Source organism: Phyllobacterium sp. 22229 (assembly GCF_052056495.1).
Classification (GTDB): domain Bacteria; phylum Pseudomonadota; class Alphaproteobacteria; order Rhizobiales; family Rhizobiaceae; genus Phyllobacterium; species Phyllobacterium myrsinacearum.
Map to the genome: position 1 here is coordinate 364,316 of NZ_JBQEPA010000001.1, position 25,085 is coordinate 389,400.

The 25,085-nt window shown below is 59.4% G+C and carries 27 protein-coding genes and 3 tRNA genes; 12 read left to right on the plus strand and 18 right to left on the minus strand.

Going from position 1 to position 25,085, the window contains the following annotated elements:
• Positions 1–244: 244 nt before the first annotated feature.
• A complete protein-coding gene (locus tag ACTJJ7_RS01865) occupies positions 245–709 on the plus strand; it encodes an STM3941 family protein (protein ID WP_130502060.1) in 465 nt (154 codons plus the stop codon).
• Between the two features lie 103 nt (positions 710–812).
• On the opposite strand, the gene tuf is transcribed toward ACTJJ7_RS01865, so the two are convergent.
• The 3 genes from tuf to ACTJJ7_RS01880 form a co-directional block, all read right to left on the minus strand.
• Positions 813–1,988 carry an elongation factor Tu gene (gene tuf / locus ACTJJ7_RS01870; protein ID WP_105732669.1) on the minus strand — a complete coding sequence of 392 codons (1,176 nt, stop codon included), beginning with the start codon at positions 1,986–1,988 and terminating at the stop codon, positions 813–815.
• Between the two features lie 239 nt (positions 1,989–2,227).
• Positions 2,228–2,301: transfer RNA gene (locus ACTJJ7_RS01875), tRNA-Gly, on the minus strand.
• Positions 2,302–2,423: 122 nt separating this feature from the next.
• Positions 2,424–2,508: transfer RNA gene (locus tag ACTJJ7_RS01880), tRNA-Tyr, on the minus strand.
• Between the two features lie 259 nt (positions 2,509–2,767).
• Here ACTJJ7_RS01880 and rlmB point away from each other — a divergent pair.
• The 3 genes from rlmB to ACTJJ7_RS01895 all read left to right on the plus strand — a co-directional run bounded on the left by rlmB (position 2,768) and on the right by ACTJJ7_RS01895 (position 4,949).
• Positions 2,768–3,631: a 23S rRNA (guanosine(2251)-2'-O)-methyltransferase RlmB gene (gene rlmB / locus ACTJJ7_RS01885; RefSeq protein ID WP_105732668.1), complete on the plus strand. Its 864-nt coding sequence runs from the start codon at positions 2,768–2,770 to the stop codon at positions 3,629–3,631.
• Between the two features lie 113 nt (positions 3,632–3,744).
• Entirely contained in the window at positions 3,745–4,359 is a 615-nt protein-coding gene (locus ACTJJ7_RS01890) for a cytochrome b (protein ID WP_440964988.1), read from the plus strand.
• Positions 4,356–4,949 (plus strand): YceI family protein, encoded by a 594-nt coding sequence (locus ACTJJ7_RS01895; RefSeq protein ID WP_105732666.1) that lies wholly within the window; start codon positions 4,356–4,358, stop codon positions 4,947–4,949. Before ACTJJ7_RS01890 ends, ACTJJ7_RS01895 begins: the two co-directional genes overlap by 4 nt.
• Before the next feature lie 16 nt (positions 4,950–4,965).
• On the opposite strand, the gene ACTJJ7_RS01900 is transcribed toward ACTJJ7_RS01895, so the two are convergent.
• Both ACTJJ7_RS01900 and ACTJJ7_RS01905 read right to left on the minus strand, forming a co-directional pair.
• Positions 4,966–5,952 (minus strand): sterol desaturase family protein, encoded by a 987-nt coding sequence (locus ACTJJ7_RS01900; protein WP_105732665.1) that lies wholly within the window; start codon positions 5,950–5,952, stop codon positions 4,966–4,968.
• A gap of 374 nt (positions 5,953–6,326) precedes the next feature.
• The gene (locus ACTJJ7_RS01905) at positions 6,327–7,331 is read right to left on the minus strand and encodes an alpha/beta hydrolase (RefSeq protein ID WP_440964990.1); all 1,005 of its coding nucleotides are present in this window, start codon (positions 7,329–7,331) and stop codon (positions 6,327–6,329) included.
• Between the two features lie 256 nt (positions 7,332–7,587).
• Here ACTJJ7_RS01905 and ACTJJ7_RS01910 point away from each other — a divergent pair, with 256 nt between their 5' ends.
• On the plus strand, positions 7,588–8,163 hold the full coding sequence (locus ACTJJ7_RS01910) for a transglycosylase SLT domain-containing protein (protein WP_105733118.1): 576 nt from the start codon (positions 7,588–7,590) through the stop codon (positions 8,161–8,163).
• A 109-nt stretch (positions 8,164–8,272) separates the two neighbouring features.
• Here ACTJJ7_RS01910 and ACTJJ7_RS01915 read toward each other — a convergent pair whose 3' ends face one another.
• The 3 genes from ACTJJ7_RS01915 to ACTJJ7_RS01925 form a co-directional block, all read right to left on the minus strand.
• On the minus strand, positions 8,273–9,376 hold the full coding sequence (locus tag ACTJJ7_RS01915; protein WP_440964992.1) for an ABC transporter substrate-binding protein: 1,104 nt from the start codon (positions 9,374–9,376) through the stop codon (positions 8,273–8,275).
• A 193-nt stretch (positions 9,377–9,569) separates the two neighbouring features.
• On the minus strand, positions 9,570–10,478 hold the full coding sequence (locus tag ACTJJ7_RS01920; RefSeq protein WP_440964994.1) for an aminoglycoside phosphotransferase family protein: 909 nt from the start codon (positions 10,476–10,478) through the stop codon (positions 9,570–9,572).
• A 34-nt stretch (positions 10,479–10,512) separates the two neighbouring features.
• Positions 10,513–11,046 (minus strand): cupin domain-containing protein, encoded by a 534-nt coding sequence (locus ACTJJ7_RS01925; RefSeq protein ID WP_440964996.1) that lies wholly within the window; start codon positions 11,044–11,046, stop codon positions 10,513–10,515.
• A gap of 237 nt (positions 11,047–11,283) precedes the next feature.
• Between ACTJJ7_RS01925 and ACTJJ7_RS01930 the strand changes: the two genes are divergently transcribed.
• The 3 genes from ACTJJ7_RS01930 (at position 11,284) to ACTJJ7_RS01940 (ending at position 12,646) form a co-directional block, all read left to right on the plus strand.
• A complete protein-coding gene (locus tag ACTJJ7_RS01930) occupies positions 11,284–11,814 on the plus strand; it encodes a cytochrome b (RefSeq protein WP_440964998.1) in 531 nt (176 codons plus the stop codon).
• 96 nt (positions 11,815–11,910) lie between these two features.
• The gene (locus ACTJJ7_RS01935) at positions 11,911–12,180 is read left to right on the plus strand and encodes a hypothetical protein (RefSeq protein ID WP_440965000.1); all 270 of its coding nucleotides are present in this window, start codon (positions 11,911–11,913) and stop codon (positions 12,178–12,180) included.
• A gap of 85 nt (positions 12,181–12,265) precedes the next feature.
• The gene (locus tag ACTJJ7_RS01940; RefSeq protein ID WP_440965002.1) at positions 12,266–12,646 is read left to right on the plus strand and encodes a pyrimidine dimer DNA glycosylase/endonuclease V; all 381 of its coding nucleotides are present in this window, start codon (positions 12,266–12,268) and stop codon (positions 12,644–12,646) included.
• Positions 12,647–12,777: 131 nt separating this feature from the next.
• Here ACTJJ7_RS01940 and ACTJJ7_RS01945 read toward each other — a convergent pair.
• A tRNA-Thr gene (locus ACTJJ7_RS01945) sits at positions 12,778–12,853 on the minus strand.
• A gap of 155 nt (positions 12,854–13,008) precedes the next feature.
• Here ACTJJ7_RS01945 and ACTJJ7_RS01950 point away from each other — a divergent pair.
• The 3 genes from ACTJJ7_RS01950 (at position 13,009) to ACTJJ7_RS01960 (ending at position 15,914) form a co-directional block, all read left to right on the plus strand.
• Positions 13,009–13,782: an NAD kinase gene (locus ACTJJ7_RS01950; RefSeq protein WP_105733116.1), complete on the plus strand. Its 774-nt coding sequence runs from the start codon at positions 13,009–13,011 to the stop codon at positions 13,780–13,782.
• Positions 13,783–13,971: 189 nt separating this feature from the next.
• Positions 13,972–15,501, plus strand: a complete 1,530-nt coding sequence (locus tag ACTJJ7_RS01955) for a DEAD/DEAH box helicase (protein ID WP_440965005.1) — start codon at positions 13,972–13,974, stop codon at positions 15,499–15,501.
• An 11-nt stretch (positions 15,502–15,512) separates the two neighbouring features.
• Positions 15,513–15,914: an NUDIX domain-containing protein gene (locus ACTJJ7_RS01960; protein ID WP_440965007.1), complete on the plus strand. Its 402-nt coding sequence runs from the start codon at positions 15,513–15,515 to the stop codon at positions 15,912–15,914.
• 38 nt (positions 15,915–15,952) lie between these two features.
• On the opposite strand, the gene ACTJJ7_RS01965 is transcribed toward ACTJJ7_RS01960, so the two are convergent.
• Both ACTJJ7_RS01965 and sufA read right to left on the minus strand, forming a co-directional pair.
• The gene (locus ACTJJ7_RS01965; RefSeq protein WP_440965009.1) at positions 15,953–16,273 is read right to left on the minus strand and encodes a TfoX/Sxy family protein; all 321 of its coding nucleotides are present in this window, start codon (positions 16,271–16,273) and stop codon (positions 15,953–15,955) included.
• A gap of 79 nt (positions 16,274–16,352) precedes the next feature.
• A complete protein-coding gene (sufA, locus tag ACTJJ7_RS01970; RefSeq protein ID WP_440965011.1) occupies positions 16,353–16,727 on the minus strand; it encodes a Fe-S cluster assembly scaffold SufA in 375 nt (124 codons plus the stop codon).
• A 125-nt stretch (positions 16,728–16,852) separates the two neighbouring features.
• Here sufA and ACTJJ7_RS01975 point away from each other — a divergent pair, with 125 nt between their 5' ends.
• Complete coding sequence (locus ACTJJ7_RS01975) at positions 16,853–17,473, plus strand: hypothetical protein (RefSeq protein ID WP_199537960.1); 621 nt, start codon at positions 16,853–16,855, stop codon at positions 17,471–17,473.
• 53 nt (positions 17,474–17,526) lie between these two features.
• Here ACTJJ7_RS01975 and ACTJJ7_RS01980 read toward each other — a convergent pair whose 3' ends face one another.
• The 7 genes from ACTJJ7_RS01980 to ACTJJ7_RS02010 all read right to left on the minus strand — a co-directional run bounded on the left by ACTJJ7_RS01980 (position 17,527) and on the right by ACTJJ7_RS02010 (position 24,956).
• Positions 17,527–18,066, minus strand: coding sequence for a DUF1236 domain-containing protein (locus ACTJJ7_RS01980; protein WP_440965013.1), 540 nt, complete (start codon positions 18,064–18,066; stop codon positions 17,527–17,529).
• Between the two features lie 143 nt (positions 18,067–18,209).
• Positions 18,210–18,629: an SUF system Fe-S cluster assembly protein gene (locus tag ACTJJ7_RS01985; protein ID WP_130270652.1), complete on the minus strand. Its 420-nt coding sequence runs from the start codon at positions 18,627–18,629 to the stop codon at positions 18,210–18,212.
• 5 nt (positions 18,630–18,634) lie between these two features.
• On the minus strand, positions 18,635–19,876 hold the full coding sequence (locus ACTJJ7_RS01990; protein WP_130270650.1) for a cysteine desulfurase: 1,242 nt from the start codon (positions 19,874–19,876) through the stop codon (positions 18,635–18,637).
• A gap of 77 nt (positions 19,877–19,953) precedes the next feature.
• Positions 19,954–21,225: a Fe-S cluster assembly protein SufD gene (gene sufD, locus ACTJJ7_RS01995; protein WP_105732652.1), complete on the minus strand. Its 1,272-nt coding sequence runs from the start codon at positions 21,223–21,225 to the stop codon at positions 19,954–19,956.
• A gap of 11 nt (positions 21,226–21,236) precedes the next feature.
• Complete coding sequence (sufC, locus tag ACTJJ7_RS02000) at positions 21,237–21,992, minus strand: Fe-S cluster assembly ATPase SufC (protein WP_105732651.1); 756 nt, start codon at positions 21,990–21,992, stop codon at positions 21,237–21,239.
• A gap of 90 nt (positions 21,993–22,082) precedes the next feature.
• Positions 22,083–23,612, minus strand: a complete 1,530-nt coding sequence (gene sufB / locus ACTJJ7_RS02005) for a Fe-S cluster assembly protein SufB (protein ID WP_105732650.1) — start codon at positions 23,610–23,612, stop codon at positions 22,083–22,085.
• A 168-nt stretch (positions 23,613–23,780) separates the two neighbouring features.
• Positions 23,781–24,956, minus strand: coding sequence for a cysteine desulfurase family protein (locus tag ACTJJ7_RS02010; RefSeq protein WP_440965017.1), 1,176 nt, complete (start codon positions 24,954–24,956; stop codon positions 23,781–23,783).
• Between the last annotated feature and the right edge of the window lie 129 nt (positions 24,957–25,085).

Below are 25,085 nucleotides of genomic sequence, written 5' to 3' on the forward strand. Positions count from 1 at the left end.
TGAAAACGCCGCGCTCTCGATAAGTGTACAATTGAAACAAAGTATGAATTGACGCGTCATAGGAATGTCATGCTCACGTCATCGATTTAAGCCATCACATTTTCGTGAATTCAACCTGCCCCTTCCCTCGACCCGTCCCGGCCTCGACCGGCGGTCGCGGCGAATGGTGAAAGAGATCAAAATGGACGCGCGCCAAACGATCAAAATCAAATCCTCGTTTTCGAGGCCATTGCAGCATATTGCCATGACAAGCATGCTGTCCTTCTATTCAATCGGGGTCGTCATCTACGAATTGCTCGGCAGTGAACCCGAAAACCTGATCGAGTACATCGCCTGTGCCGGTTCCGTTGTGTTCCCGCTTCTCACGGCCCGCCTGGTCTGGCGGCTGCTGAAGACCCGCGATGCCATCACCATCTCGCCGGAAGGCCTGTGTGACAGGCGCCTGGCCGACGAGACCATTCCCTGGAAGAACATCAACGAAGTGGCGTCGTGGAATGACAACCGCGAACAGACAATCGTGCTGGGTATCGATCCCCATCAGGTGGATCAGCTCGGCCGGGGCATCAAGTCGAGGATCGTCCGGGCATCGCTGTTCCGGATGCCGAAGGGCATCTACATCGACGGCCGGGTCCTGTCGATCGACTTCGAACGCCTGTTCGAACTCGTTGCTGCCTACCATCGCACCTACGGCAAACCGAAATCCGTCTGAGTCAATCGGATAGACAACAAGCGGGCAGCCAGACAACAGCAGCATGCAAATAAAAAAGGCGGCCACTGGCCGCCTTTTCCGTATTCACATTGTCTTGCGACAATTACTCGATGATCGAAGCAACAATCCCGGCGCCAACCGTGCGGCCACCTTCACGGATAGCGAAGCGCAGCTTCTCTTCCATTGCGATCGGCACGATCAGCGTTACATCAACCGAGATGTTGTCGCCGGGCATGACCATTTCCGTGCCTTCCGGCAGCGTCACCACGCCCGTCACGTCGGTCGTGCGGAAGTAGAACTGCGGACGGTAGTTGGAGAAGAATGGCGTATGACGGCCACCTTCGTCCTTCGTCAGGATATAGGCTTCTGCCTTGAACTTCGTGTGCGGCTTGACCGAACCCGGCTTGGCCAGGATCTGGCCGCGCTCGACGTCTTCACGGCCAACGCCGCGGATCAGCGCGCCGATGTTGTCGCCTGCCTGGCCCTGGTCGAGCAGCTTGCGGAACATTTCAACGCCGGTCACCGTCGTCTTCGTCGTCGGCTTGATGCCGATGATTTCAACTTCTTCGCCGACCTTGACGATTCCGCGTTCAACGCGGCCCGTCACAACCGTACCACGGCCAGAGATCGAGAACACGTCTTCGATCGGCATCAGGAACGGCTGGTCAACCGGACGTTCCGGCGTCGGAATGTACTTGTCGACTTCCGCCATCAGCGCGCGCACCGCGTCTTCGCCGATTTCCTTGTTGCTGTCTTCAAGCGCAGCCAGAGCCGAACCCTTGACGATCGGCACATCGTCGCCCGGGAAGTCGTACTTCGACAGAAGTTCGCGCACTTCCAGTTCAACCAGTTCCAGAAGCTCGGCATCGTCAACCTGGTCGACCTTGTTCAGGAAAACCACGATGGCCGGAACGCCAACCTGGCGGGCAAGCAGGATGTGCTCGCGCGTCTGCGGCATCGGGCCGTCGGCAGCCGATACAACCAGGATCGCGCCGTCCATCTGCGCCGCACCGGTGATCATGTTCTTCACATAGTCGGCGTGGCCGGGGCAATCGACGTGCGCGTAGTGGCGCGCTGCCGTCTCATACTCAACGTGCGCCGTCGAAATGGTGATGCCGCGCGCCTTTTCTTCCGGCGCAGCGTCGATCTGGTCGTACGCCTTGAACTCACCAAAATACTTCGTAATCGCTGCCGTCAACGACGTCTTGCCATGGTCAACGTGACCAATCGTGCCGATGTTGACGTGCGGCTTGTTACGTTCAAACTTGCTCTTAGCCATAGCTGTCGTTCTCTCGTCATCACAACCGGTCTAGGGCCGGTACCATGTTTGTAGCTCAGACGAGACAGCAAGCCGTCCGTCAGCTCAGTCTCCCGCCCGGCCAAATCAACCGGATCAGGTTGGTTTCGTCTTGTTCATGCTCGTTCATATGGGGACACATGAGCGGCGTGCAATGCTCAAGACAAAAATCGAAGAGCACCTCTGCGCGCTCACGCGTGCACGCGGTGCTCTTGCAAATCTGGAGCGGGTAGCGGGAATCGAACCCGCATATTCAGCTTGGAAGGCTGCTGCTCTACCACTGAGCTATACCCGCACATATTACAGTGCCGTGCATGCGAAACGCACTGGAACCACCGTAACATTTTAAACGGTGCACAAGCCATACCAAAACCAGTTCCGGTTTTGGCTTGTGCATCAGGCGCTCGGTTCCGGCAGTGGTGGAGGAGGTTGGATTCGAACCAACGTAAGCCAAGCTAACGGATTTACAGTCCGTCCCCTTTAACCACTCGGGCACTCCTCCGGTCACTACCGATAGAACCGCGCCATCAGGCACTCTGCAAAACCAGCTGCCGGATTTGTTTTCCAGCGGCGGCTTGCGGGTGGCCTTATGCCGACTAGCTTTCGTGGTGTCAACAGTCTGCGGAAGAAAATGACGGGTCCTGTGAAAATCATTGTCCCGGGCCGCTCCCCGGTGCGGCCGCAGCAGGAAAGCGGGAGCATCTGCATTTTCGCCAAGAAGCATATATCGCCGGGCGGCATGAAGGGTTATAGGTTGCGGCATGAGCGAAGAAAAACCATCCCGTACACCCAAAGATTCCCACTATGCCACGCTGCGCCGCCAGTTCCGCGACAAGAAGGCCGGAGGGCCGCCGCAGGCCCAGCGCGCGACTCGGCCCGCTGTCGAAGGCACGCAGGCGCCCGATGGGCTGGTGCGCCTCTATGGCCTGCACACGGTGCGCGCGGCCCTGGACAACCCCCAGCGCCAGATCAAACGCATGCTGGTGACCAAGAATGCCCTCGACCGGCTGGAGATCGCTGATTCGTCCGCCCTGCCCTTCGATGTCGATATTGTCGATCCCCGCGCCATTGATCGCGAAACCGGTTCCGAGGCCGTGCATCAGGGCGTCATGATCGAAGTCAGGCCGCTGAAGACCCAGTCGCTGAAGGCTTTGAAAGACAGCCAGCTCCTGCTGATTCTCGACCAGGTCACCGATCCGCACAATGTCGGCGCGATCATGCGGTCCGCCGTTGCCTTCGGTGCCGGGGCGATCGTTACCACCGCCCGCCACAGCCCGCAGGAATCGGGTGTGCTGGCCAAGGCTGCTTCGGGTGCGCTCGAACTCATTGCGCATATCGAGGTGCGCAACCTCGCCGATGCCATCAACGAGCTGCACGAACTTGGCTTCGCCACCATCGGCCTTGATTCGGAAGGCCCGCTGGAGCTTGAAAAAACCATGGCGCATGACCGCATCGCGCTGGTTCTCGGCGCCGAAGGCAAGGGCTTGCGGCAGAAGACCCGCGAAACGGTGACCCATCTCGCCCGTCTCGACATGCCCGGCGCGATCAAATCGCTCAATGTCTCGAATGCCGCAGCCATCTCGCTCTATGCGGCGCAGCGCTTTCTGAGCACAAAAGCCGGATAATCCACGCGGCCGGACAAAAGAACCGGCGCACCGAATAATTATCGCGGCTGCGGTGTTCATTCCACATCAGGGTTGTCCCTCCCCAGGGGCGGCTCGTGCGATGGAGTGCACCGATGCTGCGAAATGATGCCGAATCCTATGGCGTGGTGACGATCCTCTTCCATTGGATCATTGCCGTCATTTTCCTTGGACAGATTCTGCTGGGCTATCTGATGGTCCGCACCGGCAATTACACCCTGCAGTTCAGCCTCTTCCAGTGGCATAAATCCCTCGGCTTTCTCATTCTGCTGCTCTCGGGCCTGCGGCTTTTATGGCGGATGGTAAACCCGCGCCCGCCCATGCCGGATGTCATCAGCCGGATCGAGCGCGCCGCGGCGCATGCCGCGCACGGATTTCTCTATCTTGCCCTTTTTGTCATTCCATTGACCGGATGGGCGGTTGCCTCAAGCTCACCGTTGCAGATACCGACCTATGCTTTCAATCTGGTCGTGATACCGCCATTGCCTCTGGCCATCTCGGATCAGGCCGAAGCATTCTGGGCAATGAGCCACGCCTGGCTTGCCTATCTCTCCGCCATTGTTGCCACCGCACACATACTGGCGGCCCTGCACCATCATTTCTGGAAAAGGGACGCTGTCCTCCTGCGCATGCTCGGCGCGCGCCGCCCGGCCCCGGTTCGGCCGCATGCCGATCCCCTGCGCATTGCGAACAAGGATACCCGATCATGACCATCGCCCGAACCTGCGTCAGCGCCATTCTCAAGGCCGCCATACCACTCCTGTTCGCCATAGCGCCGGCACTGGCAAACGCCGATACGCTGGCCGATGTGGCAGGCCGTTACAGGATCGATGCATCGTCCCGCATCGGCTTTGTCGTTGAGCAAATCGGCGGCGGCGGCATATCCGGCGATTTCAAGAAGTTTTCCGGCGTCTTTGCCCTCAACAATGGCGATATCAGCCGGTCCAGCATTGAATTCACGCTGTTTCCCGAAAGCGTCAACACCGGCCAGTCGCGGATCGAAAACTTCCTGCGGTCCGACGCCGTGTTCGATGCGCAGAACTTTCCAACCGTCACATTCAAGTCAACGCACATCACCCAGACCAGCGCCAACACCGCCACCATCGACGGAATATTGACGGCCCGCGGCAAGAGCAGTCCGGCCAGCTTTCAGGCCAGCCTTGCCACCCACGACCGCAACGCCATCGTTTTTCACGTCGAAGGCAAGGTCATGCGTTCCCGATACGGCATGGATGTCGGCACGCCGATCTATTCGAACGTCGTGCAGTTCAACATGACCATCCACGGCCAGCGCGGTTGAACCGGCGATCGCCGCCTCAATCCTTGTCGCCAACCTTGTCGCCGGCGAGCGCTTTCGCCGCAACCGATGAAGCGCCAGCCTCATCGCTCTTCTTCGGGGCATAACCGAGAATCTGCCTGACCCCCTTGGCCGAAAAGGGCTGCGCCAGCTGGCCGAGAAAGCTCTTGGCCACCTTGCCGCTGATACCGATATCGACAGGCGATGGACGCGGCGGATTGAAATAGGTCCCCAGAATCTGGTCCCACAGCACCAGGTTCTCGCCGTAGTTGGTATTGCCTTCCGACAATTCCTTGGAGTGGTGCCAGCGATGCAACCGCGGCGTGCTGAGAACCCAGTCGAGCGGCCCGGTGCGCACATCGACATTGCAATGGGTCAAAAGCCCGGTAAACGCCGTCACGGCGCTGATCCACAGGAACACCGGCAGCGGGGCACCGAGCAGGTAGAGCGGGATCTGGCTGAGCGCAATCTTGAACAGCGAATCGATCACATGGAAGCGCCCGGTATTGACCACCCACAAACGCTCGACACTGTGGTGCAAGGCGTGAAAGCGCCAGAGCGCCAGTTTTTCATGGGCCAGCCGGTGGGCGATATAGAGCCCGAATTCGGCGATGATCAGTCCAAGGACGACCTGGATCGCCAATGGCCACGCACTCGGCCAGATATGCGCCGAGGTGCTGAGCACAGGCTGGGCGACGATGGCCACCAGCATGGGGAACGACGCGCCAATGGCCGCGGCGATCTGCACGGCGCCCTTGGTCAGCAATGTATGGGCGATGTCATTGAAGGTTTCGCCATCGCGTTTCAGCCAGGTTTGCTCGTACGGCATGATGCGCTCGAAGATGGCAATCAGCGCCACCACGGAGAAATACACCACGTTGAACCAGAGAAGCGGTGACTGTGTCTGAAACGCCGCATAGGTTCCGATGAGACCAACGCAATAGAACAAGGGCCACAGTGAATAGGAGAGTGCTGCGTAGAGCCACGAATTCTTGGGGATCAGCATTGGATTCTCCCCCTGGCAGGAATCATGGCTCTCAAGCTGTATTCGTTGTTTGTCGCAGTCATATTGGGTTCACGTCGTTTTTCATCGGCTAAATTTCAGGCACTGCAAGGTGCTTCTTCATCTGAAGAGCAGGTTGCGAGGCATCGGTCAATTCTGATCAGCAGATCAAACCGGGTTGTTACCACACTTGGGTTGTCACCACATTAGATTGCAAGAACATTGCATAAAACCCCGTTTGTCCGGTTGCCAACCGGAACTTTCGCTCCGTGGCGGCGTTCCCTTGTCGCTGGTCCTCCAGCAAGGGCCTGACCGGGATACCTGCTCTCCATGTTGGTCGCCCGGTCGGGCCTACCCTATCTGGGGCGCCCGATGCCTCAGCTCAAGGCCCGGGCGAGAAACGGCAGGCTCACATCCATACGGTAGTCGACAGCCGAATGATTATCGTCGAATTCTTCGTAGCGGTGCGCAATGCCAAGCCGGTCAAGCGTCCGGTGCACCCGGCGCGAGCCATAGAGAATGTTGTACTGGTCCTTGGTGCCGCAATCGAAATAGACGGCCTTCAGCTTGGCCAGATTGTGCCCATGGGTTTGCGCCAGCTGCGCCGGGTCCCAGGCCAGCCAGTTCGCCCACCGCTCCTCGATCAGTTCGCAGGTTTCCAGATCGACGGGCAGCCGCAGACCCAGAAACGCCTGCGGATCGGGATCGAATGTTGCCGCCTGGGCCAAAATCATGATGACCAGCGTGTCACTGTCGCTCTTTTTCGGTTTCGCCTCGAAAGCCTTCATCCAGGCTTCGATAGACAGGTCATGTTCGGCGAGCGCCCGCAGGACGCCGGGAAATTCCGGCAGATAAAGCTGTTCAAAGCCCGCATCGCCGGAGTGGCTGGCGGCCGCGGACCAGATATCGGACCGGCGCATGGCGTGGACATGCGTGCCGTAGCCGCCGGAGCTTTTGCCGAAAACCCCGCGCTTGCCCTGACCGCCGCAGCCGAACCGGCCTTCGACGGCCGGCAGCATTTCATCGATGAGGAAATCTTCCCAATTGCCCATAGCCGCGCTGTTTATGTACTGGTTGCCGCCGAGCCGCGTAAAACAATCCGGGAAGGCAACCACGACCGGCGGCATGGCGCCCGAACCGATCAGCCGGTCCAGCCGTTCCGGAACGTTCTCGCCAAACCCCTTCCAGTTGGTGTGCGCGGGACCGCCGGCGGTGAACCCCACGAGATCGACAAGCAGCGGCAGACCGGTGCCATCATGCCCGGCGGGCACGTAGACATCCACCACGCGGGCGGTCGGATCGCCCAGCAGATTGTTGCGAAGGGAAACACCGTCGATGATCAGCCGATGCACGGTTCCGGCGGGATGAAGGGTGGCACGCATGGGGAAACCTCTGGATAAATGACCGGCGACTTCCATTGCACGAAACGGATTCGCCGGAGCAAGCCTGATCCCGCTCCGGCACGAAGGCAAGTCTCTTTATCGTCCGGGGCACATCGGGGGATCACTGCGGCAGCGTTTAAGAAACAATAAATTGTCACATCAAATTTGATCGAATGTGATCGGCTTCCGCGGCCGTTTGGTAAGATTCCATTAGGAATTGAGGACTAGTTGGTTGGGCAAGACAAAGGACTTGCCCATGCGCCGCATCATGATGATACCCTTGTTGTTGCTGGCAGGCTGCGCCTCGGCGCCCACCCAGACCAACAATGTTTGCGCCGTATTCGATCAAAAGGACGGCTTTTTCAACAATTGGTATTCCTACGCCAAGGGCGCGGAAGCGCAATATGGCGTGCCGGTTCCCATTCTCATGGCCACGATCAATACCGAATCCGGCTTTCAGGCCCGGGCAAGACCGCCGCGCACCAAATTGCTCGGCTTCATTCCCTGGACGCGTCCCTCCAGCGCCTATGGCTATTCGCAGGCGCTCGACGGCACCTGGGCGGAATTCCAGCGCAGCACCGGACGCTATGGCAGCGGCCGCACCAGTTTTGCCGATGCGGTGTATTTCGTCGGCTGGTATCACGCGCAAAGCAACAAGAAGAACGGCATCCCGCTCAACGACGCCTATAATCTCTACGCCGCCTATTATGCCGGTCCCAAGGAATATGCGCGCGGAACCTGGCGAAACCGGCCGGGTGTCGACCGGGCAGCGCGGCGCACCGCCGCCATGGCAAGCCGCTACGCCGCGCAGATGCAGAGCTGCGGACTCTAGGGGTCAGGACCCTTGAACCTTTCCTGACAATGAAAAACGGGCGCCCGAAGCGCCCGTTTTCATGGTGACCCGAACGGGTGGAGGAAATGACCGCCTGCCGTCCGCTGTCTTACGGCTTCATCGCCGCATAGGCGCCGTCGTGCCAGATATTGATGTCATATTTGGCGTCCTTGATATCGCCCTTCGCATCGAAAACCACCGGGCCAATGACCGTATTGACCGGCTTTCCATCCTTGAGCGCCGCCGCAACCTTGACCGGATCATCGCTGCCCGCCCGTTCAATGCCCTGAGCGAAAGCCTCGACGACCGCATAGGAGAACAGCGTGAATCCATCCGGCGTGAAGCCGCTGGCCTTGATCTTCTCCACGGCCGCCTTCGCCTCGGGCCGGGCCTGCGGGTTGGCCGGGAATGTGAACATCACGCCCTCGCCTGCCGGTCCTGCCACCGCCCAGAATTCCGGCGAGGCAATCGCATCGCCCATCATCAGCTGGAACTTGAAGTTCTGGTCGGCCGCCTGGCGCAGAATGAGGCCTGCTTCCGGATGATAGCCGCCGAAATAGACGAAGTCGGCCTTTGCTTCCTTCAGCTTGGTGATGAGCGCCGAATAGTCCTTGTCGCCGGCATTGATGCCGTCATACAGCACTTCCTTCAGCCCGCTCTCGTTCATCTTGGCCTTCACCGCGTCGGCAAGGCCCTTACCATAGGCGCCCTTGTCATGCAGGATGACAACGCGCTTGCCCTTGTAGGTCTTGGCGATCCACGGACCGACAAACTCACCCTGGCCGTCATCGCGCGTGTAAAGGCGCATGATCGTCGGCCAGCCCTTTTTCGCCGCCGCATCGGTCAGGTCGGGATTGGACGACGCCGGCGTCATCATCAGCACGCCAGCCTCGGCATAAACCGCCGACGCCGGAATGCTGGACCCGGAGCACGCATGGCCATCGACGAACTTGATCCCTTCCGCAACGATGCGGTTGGCAATGGAAACGGCCTGTTTGGGATCGCAGACGTCATCTTCGATCACCAGCTTGATCTGCCGTCCCTTGATGCCGCCCTTTTCGTTGATCGCCGCGGCTGCGGCCTGTGCACCCTGCTTGAACTGGTCACCGATATTGGCAAGCTGGCCGGTCATCGGACCTGCGACCGCGATCTTCAGATCATCGGCCAGCGCAACTGGAGCGCCCAAAGCAACACTCAGTAATGCAGCTTGCATTATTCTCTTCAAAGACATGGTTTTTCCCCTCATTTTTCTTCGATGGTCCGCAAGGACGAGCGAACCGTACTATAAGTAAAAATGAAATACCACGCCCCGCCAATGCTCATTTAGTATGAAAAATCTGGCATGGTTTATCGCGGGAAAACAGCCATTCTCGACATGCAAATCCGCTGTAAATCTCAAACGCTTTTCAAGGATCCCTGTCATCCGCAAGCACCTCTCCAAGGATGTGCTTTGCGTTTTCTTTTTCCAGGGGATTGGTGCCGGGAAGTCCGGCATAGACGATCAGCGCCTTCCACAATGTCCAGCCGCGCCCCCGCGCCCAGGTTGCCGGATCAAGCGGCAGCGCAGCCTTGAAGCTTTGCCGGCTTTCCCCTTCGAAAAGGGTCCAGGCAATGGCAAGGTCGCAGGCGGGATCGCCCACACCGCACGTGCCAAAATCAATCACGGCGCTCAACCTGTGGTCTCTGACCAGAAGATTGCCGGAGGCGACATCGCCATGAAGCCAGACTGGCGGTCCGGACCATGCCGCTGCAAGGGCCGCATCCCAGACGGCCGTCGCCAAGCCGGTATCGATCGCACCGCCAAGCACCGCAATGGCTTGGCGGGTTTGCGCGTCATAGACCGACAGCGATCCGCCGCGATGAAAATTATGTGCGCCTGGCACCGGGCCGCCTGTTGCATCGGCGCCCTGCAGCGCCGTGAGGAACGCCGCAAGATCATTGGCAAACTGCGGCAGGTCAGCGATCCGCTCCCGCTTGGCGGTTTCTCCGGCAAGCCATCGGTAAACCGACCAGTGCCAGGGATAATGTTCGTCCGGCTCTCCCAGGGCAACCGGCTCGGGAATGGGCAAAGGCAGTTGCGGCGCAAGCCGCGGCAGCCAATACTGCTCTTTTAGCACCTGCGCCGCATAGGAAGCGTCGCTCGGCAACCGCACCGTCATGTGATCGCCGAGATGAAAGGTCCTGTTGTCCCATCCGCCCTGCCGGACCGGCTTTATCGCCAGATCCGACCATTGCGGGAATTGCGCCGCAATCAGCGTTCTGACCAGCGCCGCATCGATCACGACGGGTGCTTCACGCGAAGTATCATTCGGCATTGCGCAATATCCCCATGCAACAGGATGACGGCCCCTATTCCGCTTTGGCGGCTTTGGCCGCTTTCCAGAGCCGGACTTTGTCCGGCATGCCGTCATGACCGCCCAATGGGCGCTCGGGAGGATTGTCCCACCAGTCGGAACGCAGTGCCTTGCGCTCGGGATGGCGTGGATAATAGATCAGATTCTCCGGTTTCGGCGTTTCGCCCACCACGAGAAGACGGACCTCCTCCCCGGTATTGTTGAGAAAACTATGGGCAATCCCGGTGCCTGCCGGAAAACCAACCGCATCGCCCGCCTTCAACCGGTGCAGTTCACCATCCAGCCAGACATCGGGCGTGCCTTCGATGACATAGACGAACTCCTCTTCCGCGCTCTCGGCGTGCGGAAACGATGTCCGCCGTCCGGGCAGCAGACGCTGATGGTGGATGCCGATCCTGCCAAGCCCGAAATGCCGGCCGAAGGCTGCATTGATGGCGAGCAGTTCGTCGTCGCCCTTGTAGTGGTTGTCATCCGCCCCTTCGATCTGCGACCAATGGGCAATGGAGGACGGCCGGTCTTTCCCTGTCATATCAAGCTCCCGATGAAATGAACGGCGCGCACCGGGCCGTGTGATCATGAATCCGGGCGAATGGTATGTGACCGGTGATCCGCTTTCAAGCCGTCCGGCGATGGAAGGATGCGCATGCACCTCGCCGGGAAACCATAGCCCGGAACCTTACGAATCGTTAAGAAAAAAACCGTTGCCGAAGCACCGCGTTTCACATCAATCTGGAAACATTAGAATGATTATAAATTGGAGTACACGATGGCGGTCAATGGATATTCACCGGTGCAGAAGGCGCTGCACTGGTCGCTGTTCGTCCTGGTCCTGCTGATCTATGCGCTGACCTATGGCAATGATATTTTTGCGCGCGGCGACCCCAGCCGGGCTCTGGCATGGCGGCTGCACATTTCGTTCGGCTTGCTTTTGGCCGCACTCGTGTTCTGGCGGGTGGCTTTGCGCATGGCGCGCGGCGCCCCGGAGCTTCCATCTTCGATGACCGGTCTGGAGCGTCCGCTGGCAAAGATCGGGCATCTTTTGCTCTATGCCTTGCTGATTGCCATTCCCGTCCTTGGCATATTGCTGACCTGGTTCAGGGGTGATGCCTTGAGCTTTTTCGGCCTCTTCACCATTCCCGCGCCATTTGTTCCCAACAGGGAAACCGCGCGCTCGATCAGGGAACTGCACGGCCTTTGCGCCAATGGAATACTGATTCTGGCCGGCATTCACGCCCTGGCCGCACTTTGGCACCGCTTCATCCGCAGGGATGAGGTGATGCAGCGAATGCTGCCGTGATCCGCCAAGACGGATTGCCTGGAATGGCCTTTGCCTTGGTATCGAACCTGCGATAGCGTCCTGCCAGGCAAAGAGCAGCAGCGTAGGGACAACCGGATGAAACACCTGATTGCGGCAGTCTGTATCGCGCTTATCGCGGGTGGCGCCTATTACGGAGCAACGCGAAACGCGGCTGACACGGAACAGAAGGAACAAACCCGGCCGATGCGGGATGCCGAGAACGCATTTTATGACGCCGCCGGAGCAAAGGCGGGAGAAACCGAGAAGGTTCGCACCGTCTGCGAGAATTTTGCGCGCGATCCGGCAAAAGACGCCGAGCCGGTGAAAAGTTTTCTCAGCAAGTGCCGGCAGTTTGGGTTTCTGTAGAACCGGCGTGAAGCCTCGGCTGAAAAACGCTTGAGCATTGTGCCTTAAAACACGAACAGGATTGAACAATGAGGAAGTCAGACGATTGACGCGGATCAACTGCATTCCGTCATCTGAGCTTACAGGCCCGCATCTGGTTGCGGAGTACCGGGAGCTTCCCCGTGTCTTCGCACTCGTCAGGGCCGCGATAGCCAGGGGAGAAACGCCGGACGATCGGCGCAATCCATCGAGCTACACCCTTGGTACAGGTCATGTCCGGTTCTTCTATCCGCGCCTGGGTTACCTTGCCAAACGGCAAGCGCAACTCGTCGCTGAAATGCGTGCACGCGGATACGCGCCACAATTTGCAGACACCGATCAGCTGCTCGCCGGTTTTCCCGCGGAATGGTGTGCTGATTGGCAACCGACCGGGGAAGCCATGCGCATCAACCGGGCGCGAATTGCCGAGCGGCTCGCAGCGCGTTGACGCCTGCCGGCTGGACGACGCATGGAATCATCCCATTCGCGCGGATTGCTGCCACAGCGGAAACGCAACTCCTCGCCCGAAACCCGGTGCGGGATCATCGAAAAAGCAAACGAACAACATCAAAGGAAAGGTGGTGCCCCCAGAGAGACTCGAACTCCCGACCCTCTGATTACAAATCAGATGCTCTACCAACTGAGCTATAAGGGCAGCGGCGTCCGATTAGCATAAACGCCCCCATTGTAAAATGAAAAAACAACGGTTTGCGCTTTTTTTCCGGTTTTTTTGGCCGGGCCGCATTTTGCCAGATCAAGCGCGCCGTGCTAGGCGATACATCCTCGACATGCTCGGACACGCAGGCAGCCATGACCCGGAATATTGAAACCTTTGCTTTTCTCTCCTCCGGAACGCCGGAATCCGATGAGGCCATGGCCTCGCTGGTCAAGCTGTATGGACAGACAGCGCCCAAGGATGCCGATGTCATCATCGCGCTCGGCGGCGATGGCTTCATGCTCCAGACGCTGCAGAACCACATGAACCAGGGCAAGATGACCTATGGCATGAATCGCGGTTCCGTCGGCTTTCTCATGAATGAGTACAGCGAGACCGGCCTGAAGGAACGCGTGGAAGCGGCCCAGGCGGAAACCATCCGCCCGCTCAAGATGGTGGCGGAATCGGCCGAAGAAGGCACCGTCACCTCATTTGCGCTCAACGACGTCTATCTGCTGCGCCAATCCTACCAGGCTGCGAAAATCCGGATCACCGTTGACGATCAGGTGCGGCTCGAAGAGCTGATCTGCGATGGTGTGATGGTGGCAACACCGGCCGGATCGACGGCCTACAACCTGTCGGCACAGGGGCCGATCCTGCCGCTCGATGCGCGCCTGCTCGCCCTCACCCCGGTTTCACCCTTCCGCCCGCGGCGCTGGCGCGGGGCGCTCCTGTCCAACAAGGTCACCGTGCGGTTCGATATCCTCGAGCCGGAGAAGCGCCCGGTCAACGCCGTTGCCGATCACACGGAAGTGAAGTCGGTTCTTTCGGTTACGATCGAAGAAGCCTCGCAACTGCGCGCAACCATCCTGTTCGACAAGAACCATTCGTGGAATGAGCGAATTCTCAAAGAACAGTTCCTTTATTGACAACATTAGATTAAAGTGATGCACAATTGTAACAGACTCTTAAATCTCGAGGGACGCGAGAGTTGACTTTTGCGGGCATGGGCCCTAACGCCATTCCTGCAAGACAATGTGCAATACAAAGCACCCATTCCATTGGCAAAAATGACGGACATGTGCGGCATCGACTGCAGATAGAAAGTTAAACCTCCATTGACCACGTTCGCTGATCTGGGCCTTTCGCCGAAAGTGCTCGACGCTGTCGAAGCAGCAGGATACACCATCCCCACTCCGATCCAGGCAGGCGCCATCCCGCATGCGCTGCAGCGCAAGGACGTGCTCGGCATTGCCCAGACGGGGACCGGCAAGACCGCTTCCTTCGTGCTGCCGATGCTGACGCTGCTGGAACAGGGCCGTGCCCGTGCCCGCATGCCGCGCACGCTCATTCTGGAGCCGACACGCGAGCTTGCAGCGCAGGTCGAGGAAAACTTCGTCAAATACGGCAAGAACCATCGCCTCAACGTCGCACTGCTGATCGGCGGCGTCTCCTTTGACGACCAGCTGCGCAAGCTCGAGCGCGGCGCCGACGTCCTGATTGCCACGCCCGGCCGCCTGCTCGATCATTTCGAGCGCGGCAAACTGCTTCTGACCGGCGTCGACATCCTCGTCATCGACGAAGCCGACCGCATGCTCGACATGGGCTTCATTCCCGATATCGAGCGCATCTGCAAACTGATCCCGTTCACCCGCCAGACGCTGTTCTTCTCGGCCACCATGCCGCCGGAGATCACAAAGCTGACGGAACAGTTCCTGCATGCGCCGGTGCGTGTTGAAGTCGCCAAGGCGGCGACGACGGCCAAGACCGTCGAGCAGCAGCTGGTCAAATCCGGCAAGAAGGATTGGGAAAAACGCGCCAAGCTGCGCGATCTCATCCGCGCCGAAGAGGATGGCCTGAAGAACGCAATCATCTTCTGCAACCGCAAGAAGGATGTTTCGGAGCTGTTCCGCTCGCTCGTCAAGCACGAATTCGATGCCGGCGCCCTGCACGGCGACATGGATCAGCGTGCCCGCACGACGATGCTGGCCAATTTCAAGGACGGCAAGCTGAAGATCCTTGTCGCCTCCGATGTGGCGGCCCGCGGCCTCGACATTCCCGATGTCAGCCATGTCTTCAATTTCGACGTGCCGATCCATTCGGAAGATTACGTTCACCGCATCGGCCGCACGGGCCGCGCCGGACGCTCGGGCAAGGCGTTCACACTGGTCACGCCATCGGATGTCAAACATCTCGCCTCCATCGAAAAACTGATCGGCGAAGACATCAACTGGTATGACGGAGATCTCTCCACCCTGCCCGTTTCGGAAGAAACCGACGAAGCGCCGCGCCGCGGCCGCAACGCTCGCGGCAAGAGCGAGAGCAAGCGCAAGCCGCGCAATGAAGGCCGCGAGCGCGAGCGCCCGCAATCGGAAATCGACATCATTGCCGCCGCCGAGCGCGCCAAGGAAACCGGTGAACAGCCGGTTATCGAGGAAAAACCGGCCAGGAAGACCGCTGAAAAGCCACAGAAGGCCGCCATCAAGGCCGAGAATGAACAGCGCCGCGCCCGTCCTGCTGCACCGCAGGAACAACCACGCCGTGAACGCGATCGCGACCACCGCCGCGACCGGGGCGACAATGAACCATCGCCGGTCGGCTTTGGCGATGAAATCCCCGCCTTCATGCTGATCGACACGAAAATCTGAAGGTTCCAACCGTGAATGCACCGGGCGTTGGATGCGGAATCGTCTTCTTGAGGGACGGCCATATCCTGTTGTTGCAGCGCAGGAAAAGCCCGGAGATCGGCGCTTGGGGCATACCGGGCGGCAAGATCGACTTCCTGGAAACCGCCGAACAGGCGATCCGGCGCGAAGCGCTTGAAGAAACCGGGCTGGAAGCCGGTGATATCAAACTGCTGGGCCTTAGCGAACAGCTCTTCCCCGATGAAAAGCAGCATTGGTTCGGTGTTCTGTTTCAGGCGGAAAGCTTTTCCGGCGAGATGCAATTGCTTGAACCGGACAAGCATGGCGGTATCGACTGGTTCGCCCTCGATAACTTGCCGGACAGGCTGACACTTCCCACCATTCATGCCCTGGACCTGATCCGCCGGACGGCCTGACAGCCCCAGGGAAGCCCGCCAGCGCGTTTCCCGGCGCCCTATGCCTGCCGTGCGCGCAATGACGCCTCATAGGCCTTGCGCGCCCATTCGGTCATAATGTCGGGATCATCGAACGCATCGGCGGGAATGGACCAGTACGGCATATCGACGGGCTTTGACTTCCCCTCGTAACTCCAGCGCCGGCAGCCTGCCGCTTCGAAGTCGGGGGCGGAAATCGCATCGGCCTTGAGCAGGATTTCGTCGGCCACCTCAAGCGCGATGATCAGGCCATTGTGATAGATGCCCTTGCCGCCAAACATGCGCTTGATGGTAACTGGCCCAAGGCCCGAAAACAGATCGTGAATCGCATCATTGTCCATGCCCGATTATTGCAGGCAGCAACAGGGAGGTCACGCGCAAAATGCGCCGCCGTCGTCTTGGCGGCTCAATTGTGAAAAATCAGGATGCGGCTGGCGCCAAGGCTTCCGGCTTGGCCGGTGTCAGTTCGACCGACTCGCCGCAGCCGCAGGCCGATGTCTGGTTGGGATTGTTGAACACAAAGCCCGTGCGCAGGGTCGTGACCTCAAAGTCCATCTGCGTTCCCAGAAGATAAAGCACGGCCTCCGGTGCAACGAAGACCTTGGAGCCGTCCTTTTCAACGATATCGTCGCCGGGCTTGGCTTCGGTGACGAGGTCGATGGTATATTCCATCCCGGCGCAGCCGCCCTTCTTGATGCCGACGCGAATGCCGAGCGCATTCTCGCGCGCCGCTACGATCTCGCTTACGCGGGCAGCGGCAGCCTCAGTCAGCGTCATGACAGAAAAACGACCCATTTCTCATCTCTCTTGGTTCAGATCGTGTAACGATCCGTCTGTACCATAGTTAGTGTTACACAACCGTCACCGCAAGTGTTCAAACTCGTCCCGTCCCAAAAACCCGCACGCAGAAGGCAGAAATCATGAATTACCGCCATCTCATTTTCACCAGCATCGCCGGTATGGCGCTGAGCCTGACGCCTGCCCTTGCACAGGAGGCCAAGAAGCCCGAGCCGAAGCAGGAAACCGGCGCCAAGCCCGCAGCGCCCGCCGGGGCCGCACCGGAAGCACCTGCCCTCAAGGAAGCACCTGCAGCCAAGGAAGCGGCCGAAGCGCCCAATCAGTCTGTGCCGGACTATCTCGACGACCGCAGCACGCCGGAGCAACTGGTCAAATCCTATTACAATGCCATCAACCGGCAGGAATATGCGCGCGCCTACAGCTATTACGCCGAGGAAGGCCATACCCAGCCGTTTCCGCAGTTCCAGGCCGGGTACGAGAACACCGTCTCGGTCGAATTGCGCCTCGGCAAGGCCGAAAGCGAAGGTGCTGCCGGTTCCACCTATTGGAGCCTGCCGCTCGCCATCGAATCGAAGCAGAAGGACGGCAAGCTCACCGTCTATAATGGCTGCTACCGCCTCCGGCTGGCGAATGCCGCCATCCAGGGTGTTCCCTTCGTTCCCCTGTCCATCCTCGACGGCACGTTGCAGAAATTCGACAAGCCACTCGACCAGAGCGTTCCCGAAGGCTGCGAGGCGCCATAACCGTCTGACAGCCGCATGATGCGCCTGGTACCCCATTCGCCTGCCGGTTGCCGTCAGGGTATCCAGGCGACCCGGCGCGTTCGCACATCGATCAACACCGGGGCACCGTCAACATAGATATAGGCATAACCTGGCTCGGACGGCACCGGGGTCACACCAATATCTTCAGGAATCAAGGCGCCGACCGTCATATCGCCGATAGGCGCGGGTTTAACGGGGTTGTGTTCGATATAGCTGATGACGTCATCGGACACAGGATTACCGCCGGTGACAACCCGATGAAATGGACTTGCAGCCGCATAGTCGCCCGCGGAGCGCGACATCTCCACGATGATCCTGTCCTGCGCCAATACGAAAGCGACGGCGGCGGCCAGCACCCCGGCCAGAGCAGCTGACCGGGAGCCCCGCGCATTCTGCCGTGCCTGTTCCAGTGCGGATTCGGCGACAACCCCCATGGCGGACCGGGCGTCCAGCACTCCTGCAATATCCGCGCGTGTCAGAATGAGGGCTGACGCCTGCCAATGCCAAGCGGCCTTGAGCGCGAAGAAGATCAGGCCCGCACTGCCAAGGCGCACGATCCAGAAAGCACTCATCGCAGACCTCCTGAGGGGCTGTTCCGTTAATCGGCTGCCCACAGGCTGCAGCGTGGGACACCCTACAGTGACGAACTGCGATGTATCTGACAATTAGACATTGGACGAAGATGTCTGCAGGAATTCAACGGATCGCGAAGCGGTCAGTACCAGCCGACGGCGACCTGCGCTTCTTCCGACATGCGGTCGGGTGTCCAGGGCGGATCGAAGGTCATCGTCACATCGACAAAGCTGACCCCTTCGACGGCACCGACGGCATCCTGCACCCAGCCCGGCATTTCACCGGCAACCGGGCAGCCGGGTGCCGTCAGCGTCATTTCGATCTTCACGGAACGGTCGTCTTCGATATCGATCTTGTAGACGAGGCCAAGCTCATAGATATCGGCCGGAATTTCCGGGTCATAGACCGTCTTCAGCGCGCCGATGATGTCATCGGTCATGCGGGCCAGTTCATCGGCTGGAATGGCGGAAGCGGAAACCGCACCGCTCACCGCGGAAACCTCCACGGATGCATCCGGCTTCAGCGCCTCGTCTTTTTCCAGCGTTTCGACTTTATCGGTCATGGCCTTCACCCAAAGAATTTCCGCGCCTTTTCCAGCGCATCGGCGAGAACATCGATCTCGTCTCTCGTATTATACATCGCAAACGATGCACGGCATGTGGACGTTACGCCGAACCGTTTCAAGAGCGGCTGGGCACAATGTGTACCGGCGCGCACGGCGACACCGGCCCGGTCGATGACCATGGAGACATCGTGGGCATGGATGCCTTCAAGCTCGAAGGAGATGATGGCGCCCTTGCCCTTGGCATCGCCAAAAATGCGCAGCGAATTGATCTCACGCAGCCGTTCATGCGCGTAATCGCGCAAATCTTCCTCATGGGCGAGAATGGCGGCGCGGCCGATCTTTTCGACATATTCGATGGCAGCACCAAGACCGATCGCCTGGGCGATCGGCGGCGTACCCGCCTCGAAGCGGTGCGGCGGGTGATTGTAGGTAACGATATCCTCCGTCACCTCTTCGATCATCTCGCCGCCACCCTGGAACGGACGCATGGCCTCCAGCTTTTCCTTGCGGCCATAGAGAACACCGATACCGGACGGGCCATAAATCTTGTGCCCGGTGAAAATGTACCAGTCACAGCCGAGATCCTGCACGTCAACCGGCAGATGCACCGCGCCCTGGCTGCCATCCACAAGCACAGGGATGCCGCGCGCATGGGCAATGCGCACGATGTCCTTGATCGGGGTCACGGTACCGAGCACGTTCGACATATGGGTGATGGCGACCAGCTTGGTGCGTTCCGTCAGCCGTGCTTCGAATTCCTCGATATGGAAGGCGCCCTGCTCGTCGACGGGAACCCAGACCAGCTTTGCGCCCTGCCTTTCGCGGATGAAGTGCCAGGGAACGATATTGGAATGGTGCTCCATGATCGACAGGACGATCTCGTCGCCCTCGCCGATATGCGGCATGCCATAGCCATAGGCAACCGTGTTGATCGCCTCGGTTGCCGATTTGGTGAAGACGATCTCGTCGACCGATGACGCATTGAGAAAGCGGCGGACGTTTTCGCGGGCCTTTTCATAGGCATCGGTGGCCGCATTCGACAGAAAATGCAGACCGCGATGCACATTGGCATATTCGTTCGAATAGGTATGGGTGATCGCGTCGATGACCGCCTGCGGTTTTTGCGCCGAGGCGCCGTTGTCGAGATAAACCAGCGGTTTGCCGTAGACCTCGCGCGACAGGATGGGGAAGTCGCGGCGGATCGCCTCGACATCATAACCGGCTCGAATGATCTTCGTATCCATAGTGCCCGCGCTTTCCTGCGTTTCGGTCGGATGTTTATGCATAGGGGTGCCCGCCGGACCAGCCGGCAGGCAATCCATCAGACATGCGCCGCCAGCCACTTGTCGAGAATGGCTTCAAGAGCCTCGACCAGCGGTTCGCTTTCCAGTTCTTCAATGACCTCCGCCACGAATGCCTTGATCAGCAGGCCGCGCGCCTCGCTTTCCGGGATGCCGCGCGCCTGCAGATAGAACAGGTGGTTGCCGTCGATCTCGGTCACCGTCGCCCCATGGCCGCAGGCCACGTCGTCGGCAAAGATTTCCAGCTCCGGCTTGGCGTCGAATTCCCCGTCATCCGACAGGAGCAGCGTGTTGCAGGCCATGCGTGCATCGGTCTTCTGGGCGATCCTGTTGACCTTGATCTGTCCCTGGAAAACGCCGCGCGCGCGGTCCGTCACCACATTGCGGACGATCTGCACCGACGTGGTGTTCTCGACGAGATGGCCGAGCGTCATCGTGATATCCGTGTGGCTGTCGCCGCCGAGCAGATTGACGCCGCGCAGCTGGAAGTCGGAGCCTTCGCCCTTCGACAGCACATGCACTTCCTGGCGCACCAGCTTGCCGCCGGCATTGACGATGTAGAGCGTCAGCCTGGCATTGGTGCCGATGGTCGCGGTAAACTGGGCAAGCTGCGTTGCCTCAACGCCGTGCTCGCGCAGGATGATCCAGACAATCTCGGCATCGTCGGCAACGGTGACATTGCTGACGCTGGTCGAAAAGCCCTCGCCCGCGCCGCCGGTCTGGCGTTCGATGACGGTTGCCTTGCTGCCCTTGCCGAACGTGACGGGAAAGCGCACGTGGCCCTGTCCGCGCACCTGCGCATTCTGCAGTTCCAGCGGCGCTTCCAGTTCGAGGCCATCGGCAATGGAAACAGACCAGCCATCGGTTACATAGGCGGCGTTGATCTGGCCGATCGCATCGTCGCCGCCACGGATGGCGAGATCGCGGATCACCGATCCGTCGGCCAGCCTGTCGCTGTACTTGACGAACTCAACGCCCTCGACCCGCGGCGATGTCAGTGCCACGCCGTTGGAAACGGTGGCAACCGCCGATCCTGGAATGACCGCCGGCAGGGCATTGGTGCCCGCCGAGCCGTCATAGGCGGCGACACTGCGCAGAAGCGTGCGCAGATCGGTATAGTGCCACGCCTCGATACGGCGCGACGGCAGACCCTGCGTCTTCAATGCCTCGATGGCATTGTCACGCGCGCTGACGATTTCCGCATCGCCGGGCAGTTCGCCCATCCGGTCGACAAAGGAGTCGACCAGCGCCGCTTCTGCGGTTGTCGGCTGGCGTCCTGTATGAACATTCATGACGTCGCTCCTCAGGCTGCCTCGCCGATGATATCGGCATAGCCGTTCTCTTCGAGATGGAGGGCAAGGTTCTTGTCGCCTGACTTGATGACCTGTCCCTTGTAGAGAACATGCACGCTGTCCGGAACGATGTAGTCGAGCAGGCGCTGATAGTGGGTGATGACGATCACCGCGCGATCAGGCGAGCGCAGTGCATTCACACCGTCGGAAACGATCTTCAGCGCATCGATGTCGAGGCCGGAATCGGTTTCATCCAGCACGCAGAGCTTTGGCTCCAGCAGCTTCATCTGCAGGATTTCGGCACGCTTCTTCTCGCCGCCGGAGAAACCGACATTGAGCGGACGCTTCAGCATGGCGATATCCATGTCGAGCGAGGCGGCAGCCGTCTTCACCCGGGCGATGAATTCCGGAATCTTCAGCGGCTCTTCACCGCGCGCCTTGCGCTGCGAATTCATCGCCACTTTCAAAAATTCCATCGTGGCAACGCCGGGTATTTCCATCGGATACTGGAATGCCAGGAAAATGCCCTTGGCGGCGCGTTCCGACGGGTCGAGTTCCAGAATGGATTCGCCGTTGTAAAGAATGTCACCCGACGTGACTTCGTAGTCTTCGCGGCCCGCAAGAATATAGGACAGTGTCGACTTGCCGGAACCGTTCGGTCCCATGATAGCAGCCACTTCGCCCGCCTTGACCGTGAGGTTCAGGCCGCGAATGATTTCGGTGTCCGTATCTGCGATCTTCGCATGAAGGTTTCTGATTTCCAGCATTGTATTACCCTTTGAATTCCTCAGGATCAGCCTCGGCGATCCCAACAATAATCTTGTTTGGCGAGTGGCAGGCCGATGGCCGCCCCATGGCTATCCGACTGAGCCCTCAAGGCTGATGCCGATCAGTTTCTGCGCTTCCACGGCAAATTCCATCGGCAGTTCCTGAATGACTTCCTTGACGAAGCCGTTGACGATCAGCGCAATCGCCTCCTCTTCCGGAATGCCGCGCTGCATCACGTAGAACAGCGCATCTTCGGAAATCTTGGAGGTGGTGGCTTCGTGCTCGAACTGCGCCGTGGCGTTCTTCGCCTCGATGTAAGGCACCGTATGCGCACCGCAATCATTGCCGATCAGCAGCGAGTCGCACTGGGTGAAGTTGCGCGCATTCTCCGCTTTGCGGTGCGCCGAAACCTGGCCGCGATAGGTGTTGTTCGACTTGCCCGCCGAAATACCCTTGGAGATGATGCGGCTCGAGGTGTTCTTGCCGAGGTGCAGCATCTTGGTGCCGCTGTCGATCTGCTGATGACCGTTCGACACGGCGATGGAATAGAATTCACCGCGTGAATTGTCGCCGCGCAGGATCACCGACGGATATTTCCAGGTGATCGCCGAACCGGTTTCAACCTGCGTCCAGGAGATCTTGGAATTGACGCCGCGGCAATCGCCACGCTTGGTGACGAAATTGTAGATGCCGCCCTTGCCTTCCGCATCGCCGGGGAACCAGTTCTGCACGGTCGAGTACTTGATCTCGGCATCGTCGAGGGCAATCAGTTCCACGACAGCCGCATGCAGCTGGTTTTCATCGCGCTGCGGCGCGGTGCAGCCTTCGAGGTAGGACACATAGGCGCCCTCTTCGGCAATGATCAGCGTGCGTTCGAACTGGCCGGTATCCCGCTCGTTGATGCGGAAATAGGTCGACAGTTCCATCGGGCAGCGGACGCCCTTCGGCACATAGACGAAGGAGCCGTCGGTGAAGACAGCTGAATTGAGCGTCGCGTAGAAGTTGTCGGAAACCGGCACCACGGATGCAAGGTACTTCTTGACCAGCTCCGGATGTTCGCGGATCGCCTCGGAGATCGAGCAGAAAATGACGCCGGCCTTGGCCAGCTCCGCCTTGAAGGTCGTCACCACAGACACGCTGTCGAACACCGCATCCACGGCGACGCGGCCGGATTTATAGACATTGTCGCTGGCTTCTTCGCCTTCGTCCGAAGGGCTCGGTTCGCCCATCTTGCGCACGCCCGCAAGGATTTCCTGCTCTTTCAGCGGAATTCCCAGCTTCTCATAGGTGCGCAGCAGCTCGGGATCGACCTCGGCAAGCGATGTCGGCCCGGTCTGATTCTTCGGCCCGGCATAATAGACCATGTCCTGAAAATCGATTTTCGGGTAATTCACCCGCGCCCATGTGGGCTCTTCCATCGTCAGCCAGCGTTCATAGGCTTTCAGACGCCATTCCAGCATCCATTCCGGCTCGTTCTTCTTGGCCGAAATAAAGCGGATAATGTCTTCGCTGAGGCCCTTTGGCGCCTTATCCATTTCGATAAGGGTCTCAAAGCCATACTTATACTGGTCCACGTCCAGGGTGCGGACCTGATCAATAGTTTCCTGCACGGCAGGCATTGGCGTTCTCCATCCTCGCGGGATTCAAGGTCCCGCAGTTGCAAACGTCAAGGCGTGTGTCGTCTTGAATATTTGCCTCAATGTAGTGTGCAATCGCACGATTTAACACCGGTATTCACCGGATTCTTTTGCATTTATCGACTATTTATTGTCGATATCTGCGATAATTCATGCCGCATCGGCAGATACCGGCTTCGTCCGGTCCCGCCGCGCGACAATTTTCGTCAGCGCATCAAGAAACAGCGCAATCTCCTCCTGCGTGGTATCCGGCGTTGTGGAAACCCGCAGTCCCCCGGTTCCATCGCCAAACCCCATGGCGGCAAGCACATGGCTTGGCCCGACTTTTCCCGACGAACAGGCAGAGCCTGCCGATAGCGCAATTCCCGCCAGATCGAAAGCGATTTGCACGGTTTCCGCCTTCATATCCGCCAGGCTGAAGAAGGTTGTATTGGCGAGCCGCTCGACAGCATCGCCATAAATCACCGCATCGGCTGCAATCGCCCGGATGCTGTCCTCAATCCGCTGCCGGTTGGCAAGCCCCCAGCCACCAGCCAGCAGCTGTTCGCGGGCAACCCGCGCCGCCGCGCCGAAACCCGAAATGACCGGCAAGGCTTCCGTCCCGGCCCGGTGGCCCTTTTCCTGTCCGCCGCCGCGCACCAGCGCCTTCGGCATGATCAGATCGGACACCGCAACGATGGCGCCGACGCCCTTCGGACCGCCGATCTTGTGCGACGAGAGAATGAGGTAATCGGCAGAAGCCGTTGCAATATCGATAGGAACGCGCCCGGCCGCCTGTACCGCATCGACGACAAAAAAGCCGCCGAACGCTTTGACAAGCCTGCCGATTTCATCGATCGGCTGCAAGACGCCGGTCTCGTTGTTGGCGGCCTGCACGGCAACCAGCGGCAGGCCTTCGCCCTTGTCATGGGCGGCCAGCAGCGCACGCAACCGCTCAAGGTCGAGCAGGCCGCTGCGATCCACCGGAACCGTTTCGATCTGACCGGCGGCAAACTGCCCGCCCGCCAGAACGCACGGATGCTCGCTGGCACTGACATAAAGCCGCGACAGCCGCACAGGCGCCCGTCCCATCACGTAATGCGGCGTCAGAAGGGTTGACGCAGCCTCGGTGGCACCCGATGTAAAGAACACGTGGTCGGCCTTGGCATTCACGAGAGCAGCCACGTCGCGGCGGGCGCGTTCGAGAATGGCTTTTGCAGCACGGCCTTCCCAATGAACAGACGATGGATTGCCCGTCTGCGCCAAAGCATCGACAACAGCATCGCGCGCCACCGCAAGCAGTGGCGCACTGGCATTGTAGTCGAGATAGGCGCGTTTTTGGGCCATATCTGTCGCGATTCCTGTTCTTTTAAACTCTGCGCGGGCAAAAAGCGCAATTTTCTTGAAATTCAACCTCGGACCGGCCTATGAAGCCGCTTCGAGACAAAATCCTACACCAGTTTTGAACGGTTCTAA

What these genes read in the sequence shown, in the direction of transcription:
- ACTJJ7_RS01865 (WP_130502060.1), top strand. Translation starts at nt 245, where the DNA reads ATGACAAGCATGCTGTCCTTCTATTCAATCGGGGTCGTCATCTACGAA.
- tuf (WP_105732669.1), bottom strand. Translation starts at nt 1,988, where the DNA reads ATGGCTAAGAGCAAGTTTGAACGTAACAAGCCGCACGTCAACATCGGC.
- rlmB (WP_105732668.1), top strand. Translation starts at nt 2,768, where the DNA reads ATGAGCGAAGAAAAACCATCCCGTACACCCAAAGATTCCCACTATGCC.
- ACTJJ7_RS01890 (WP_440964988.1), top strand. Translation starts at nt 3,745, where the DNA reads ATGCTGCGAAATGATGCCGAATCCTATGGCGTGGTGACGATCCTCTTC.
- ACTJJ7_RS01895 (WP_105732666.1), top strand. Translation starts at nt 4,356, where the DNA reads ATGACCATCGCCCGAACCTGCGTCAGCGCCATTCTCAAGGCCGCCATA.
- ACTJJ7_RS01900 (WP_105732665.1), bottom strand. Translation starts at nt 5,952, where the DNA reads ATGCTGATCCCCAAGAATTCGTGGCTCTACGCAGCACTCTCCTATTCA.
- ACTJJ7_RS01905 (WP_440964990.1), bottom strand. Translation starts at nt 7,331, where the DNA reads ATGCGTGCCACCCTTCATCCCGCCGGAACCGTGCATCGGCTGATCATC.
- ACTJJ7_RS01910 (WP_105733118.1), top strand. Translation starts at nt 7,588, where the DNA reads ATGCGCCGCATCATGATGATACCCTTGTTGTTGCTGGCAGGCTGCGCC.
- ACTJJ7_RS01915 (WP_440964992.1), bottom strand. Translation starts at nt 9,376, where the DNA reads ATGCAAGCTGCATTACTGAGTGTTGCTTTGGGCGCTCCAGTTGCGCTG.
- ACTJJ7_RS01920 (WP_440964994.1), bottom strand. Translation starts at nt 10,478, where the DNA reads ATGCCGAATGATACTTCGCGTGAAGCACCCGTCGTGATCGATGCGGCG.
- ACTJJ7_RS01925 (WP_440964996.1), bottom strand. Translation starts at nt 11,046, where the DNA reads ATGACAGGGAAAGACCGGCCGTCCTCCATTGCCCATTGGTCGCAGATC.
- ACTJJ7_RS01930 (WP_440964998.1), top strand. Translation starts at nt 11,284, where the DNA reads ATGGCGGTCAATGGATATTCACCGGTGCAGAAGGCGCTGCACTGGTCG.
- ACTJJ7_RS01935 (WP_440965000.1), top strand. Translation starts at nt 11,911, where the DNA reads ATGAAACACCTGATTGCGGCAGTCTGTATCGCGCTTATCGCGGGTGGC.
- ACTJJ7_RS01950 (WP_105733116.1), top strand. Translation starts at nt 13,009, where the DNA reads ATGACCCGGAATATTGAAACCTTTGCTTTTCTCTCCTCCGGAACGCCG.
- ACTJJ7_RS01965 (WP_440965009.1), bottom strand. Translation starts at nt 16,273, where the DNA reads ATGGACAATGATGCGATTCACGATCTGTTTTCGGGCCTTGGGCCAGTT.
- sufA (WP_440965011.1), bottom strand. Translation starts at nt 16,727, where the DNA reads ATGGGTCGTTTTTCTGTCATGACGCTGACTGAGGCTGCCGCTGCCCGC.
- ACTJJ7_RS01975 (WP_199537960.1), top strand. Translation starts at nt 16,853, where the DNA reads ATGAATTACCGCCATCTCATTTTCACCAGCATCGCCGGTATGGCGCTG.
- ACTJJ7_RS01980 (WP_440965013.1), bottom strand. Translation starts at nt 18,066, where the DNA reads ATGAGTGCTTTCTGGATCGTGCGCCTTGGCAGTGCGGGCCTGATCTTC.
- ACTJJ7_RS01985 (WP_130270652.1), bottom strand. Translation starts at nt 18,629, where the DNA reads ATGACCGATAAAGTCGAAACGCTGGAAAAAGACGAGGCGCTGAAGCCG.
- ACTJJ7_RS01990 (WP_130270650.1), bottom strand. Translation starts at nt 19,876, where the DNA reads ATGGATACGAAGATCATTCGAGCCGGTTATGATGTCGAGGCGATCCGC.
- sufD (WP_105732652.1), bottom strand. Translation starts at nt 21,225, where the DNA reads ATGAATGTTCATACAGGACGCCAGCCGACAACCGCAGAAGCGGCGCTG.
- sufC (WP_105732651.1), bottom strand. Translation starts at nt 21,992, where the DNA reads ATGCTGGAAATCAGAAACCTTCATGCGAAGATCGCAGATACGGACACC.
- sufB (WP_105732650.1), bottom strand. Translation starts at nt 23,612, where the DNA reads ATGCCTGCCGTGCAGGAAACTATTGATCAGGTCCGCACCCTGGACGTG.
- ACTJJ7_RS02010 (WP_440965017.1), bottom strand. Translation starts at nt 24,956, where the DNA reads ATGGCCCAAAAACGCGCCTATCTCGACTACAATGCCAGTGCGCCACTG.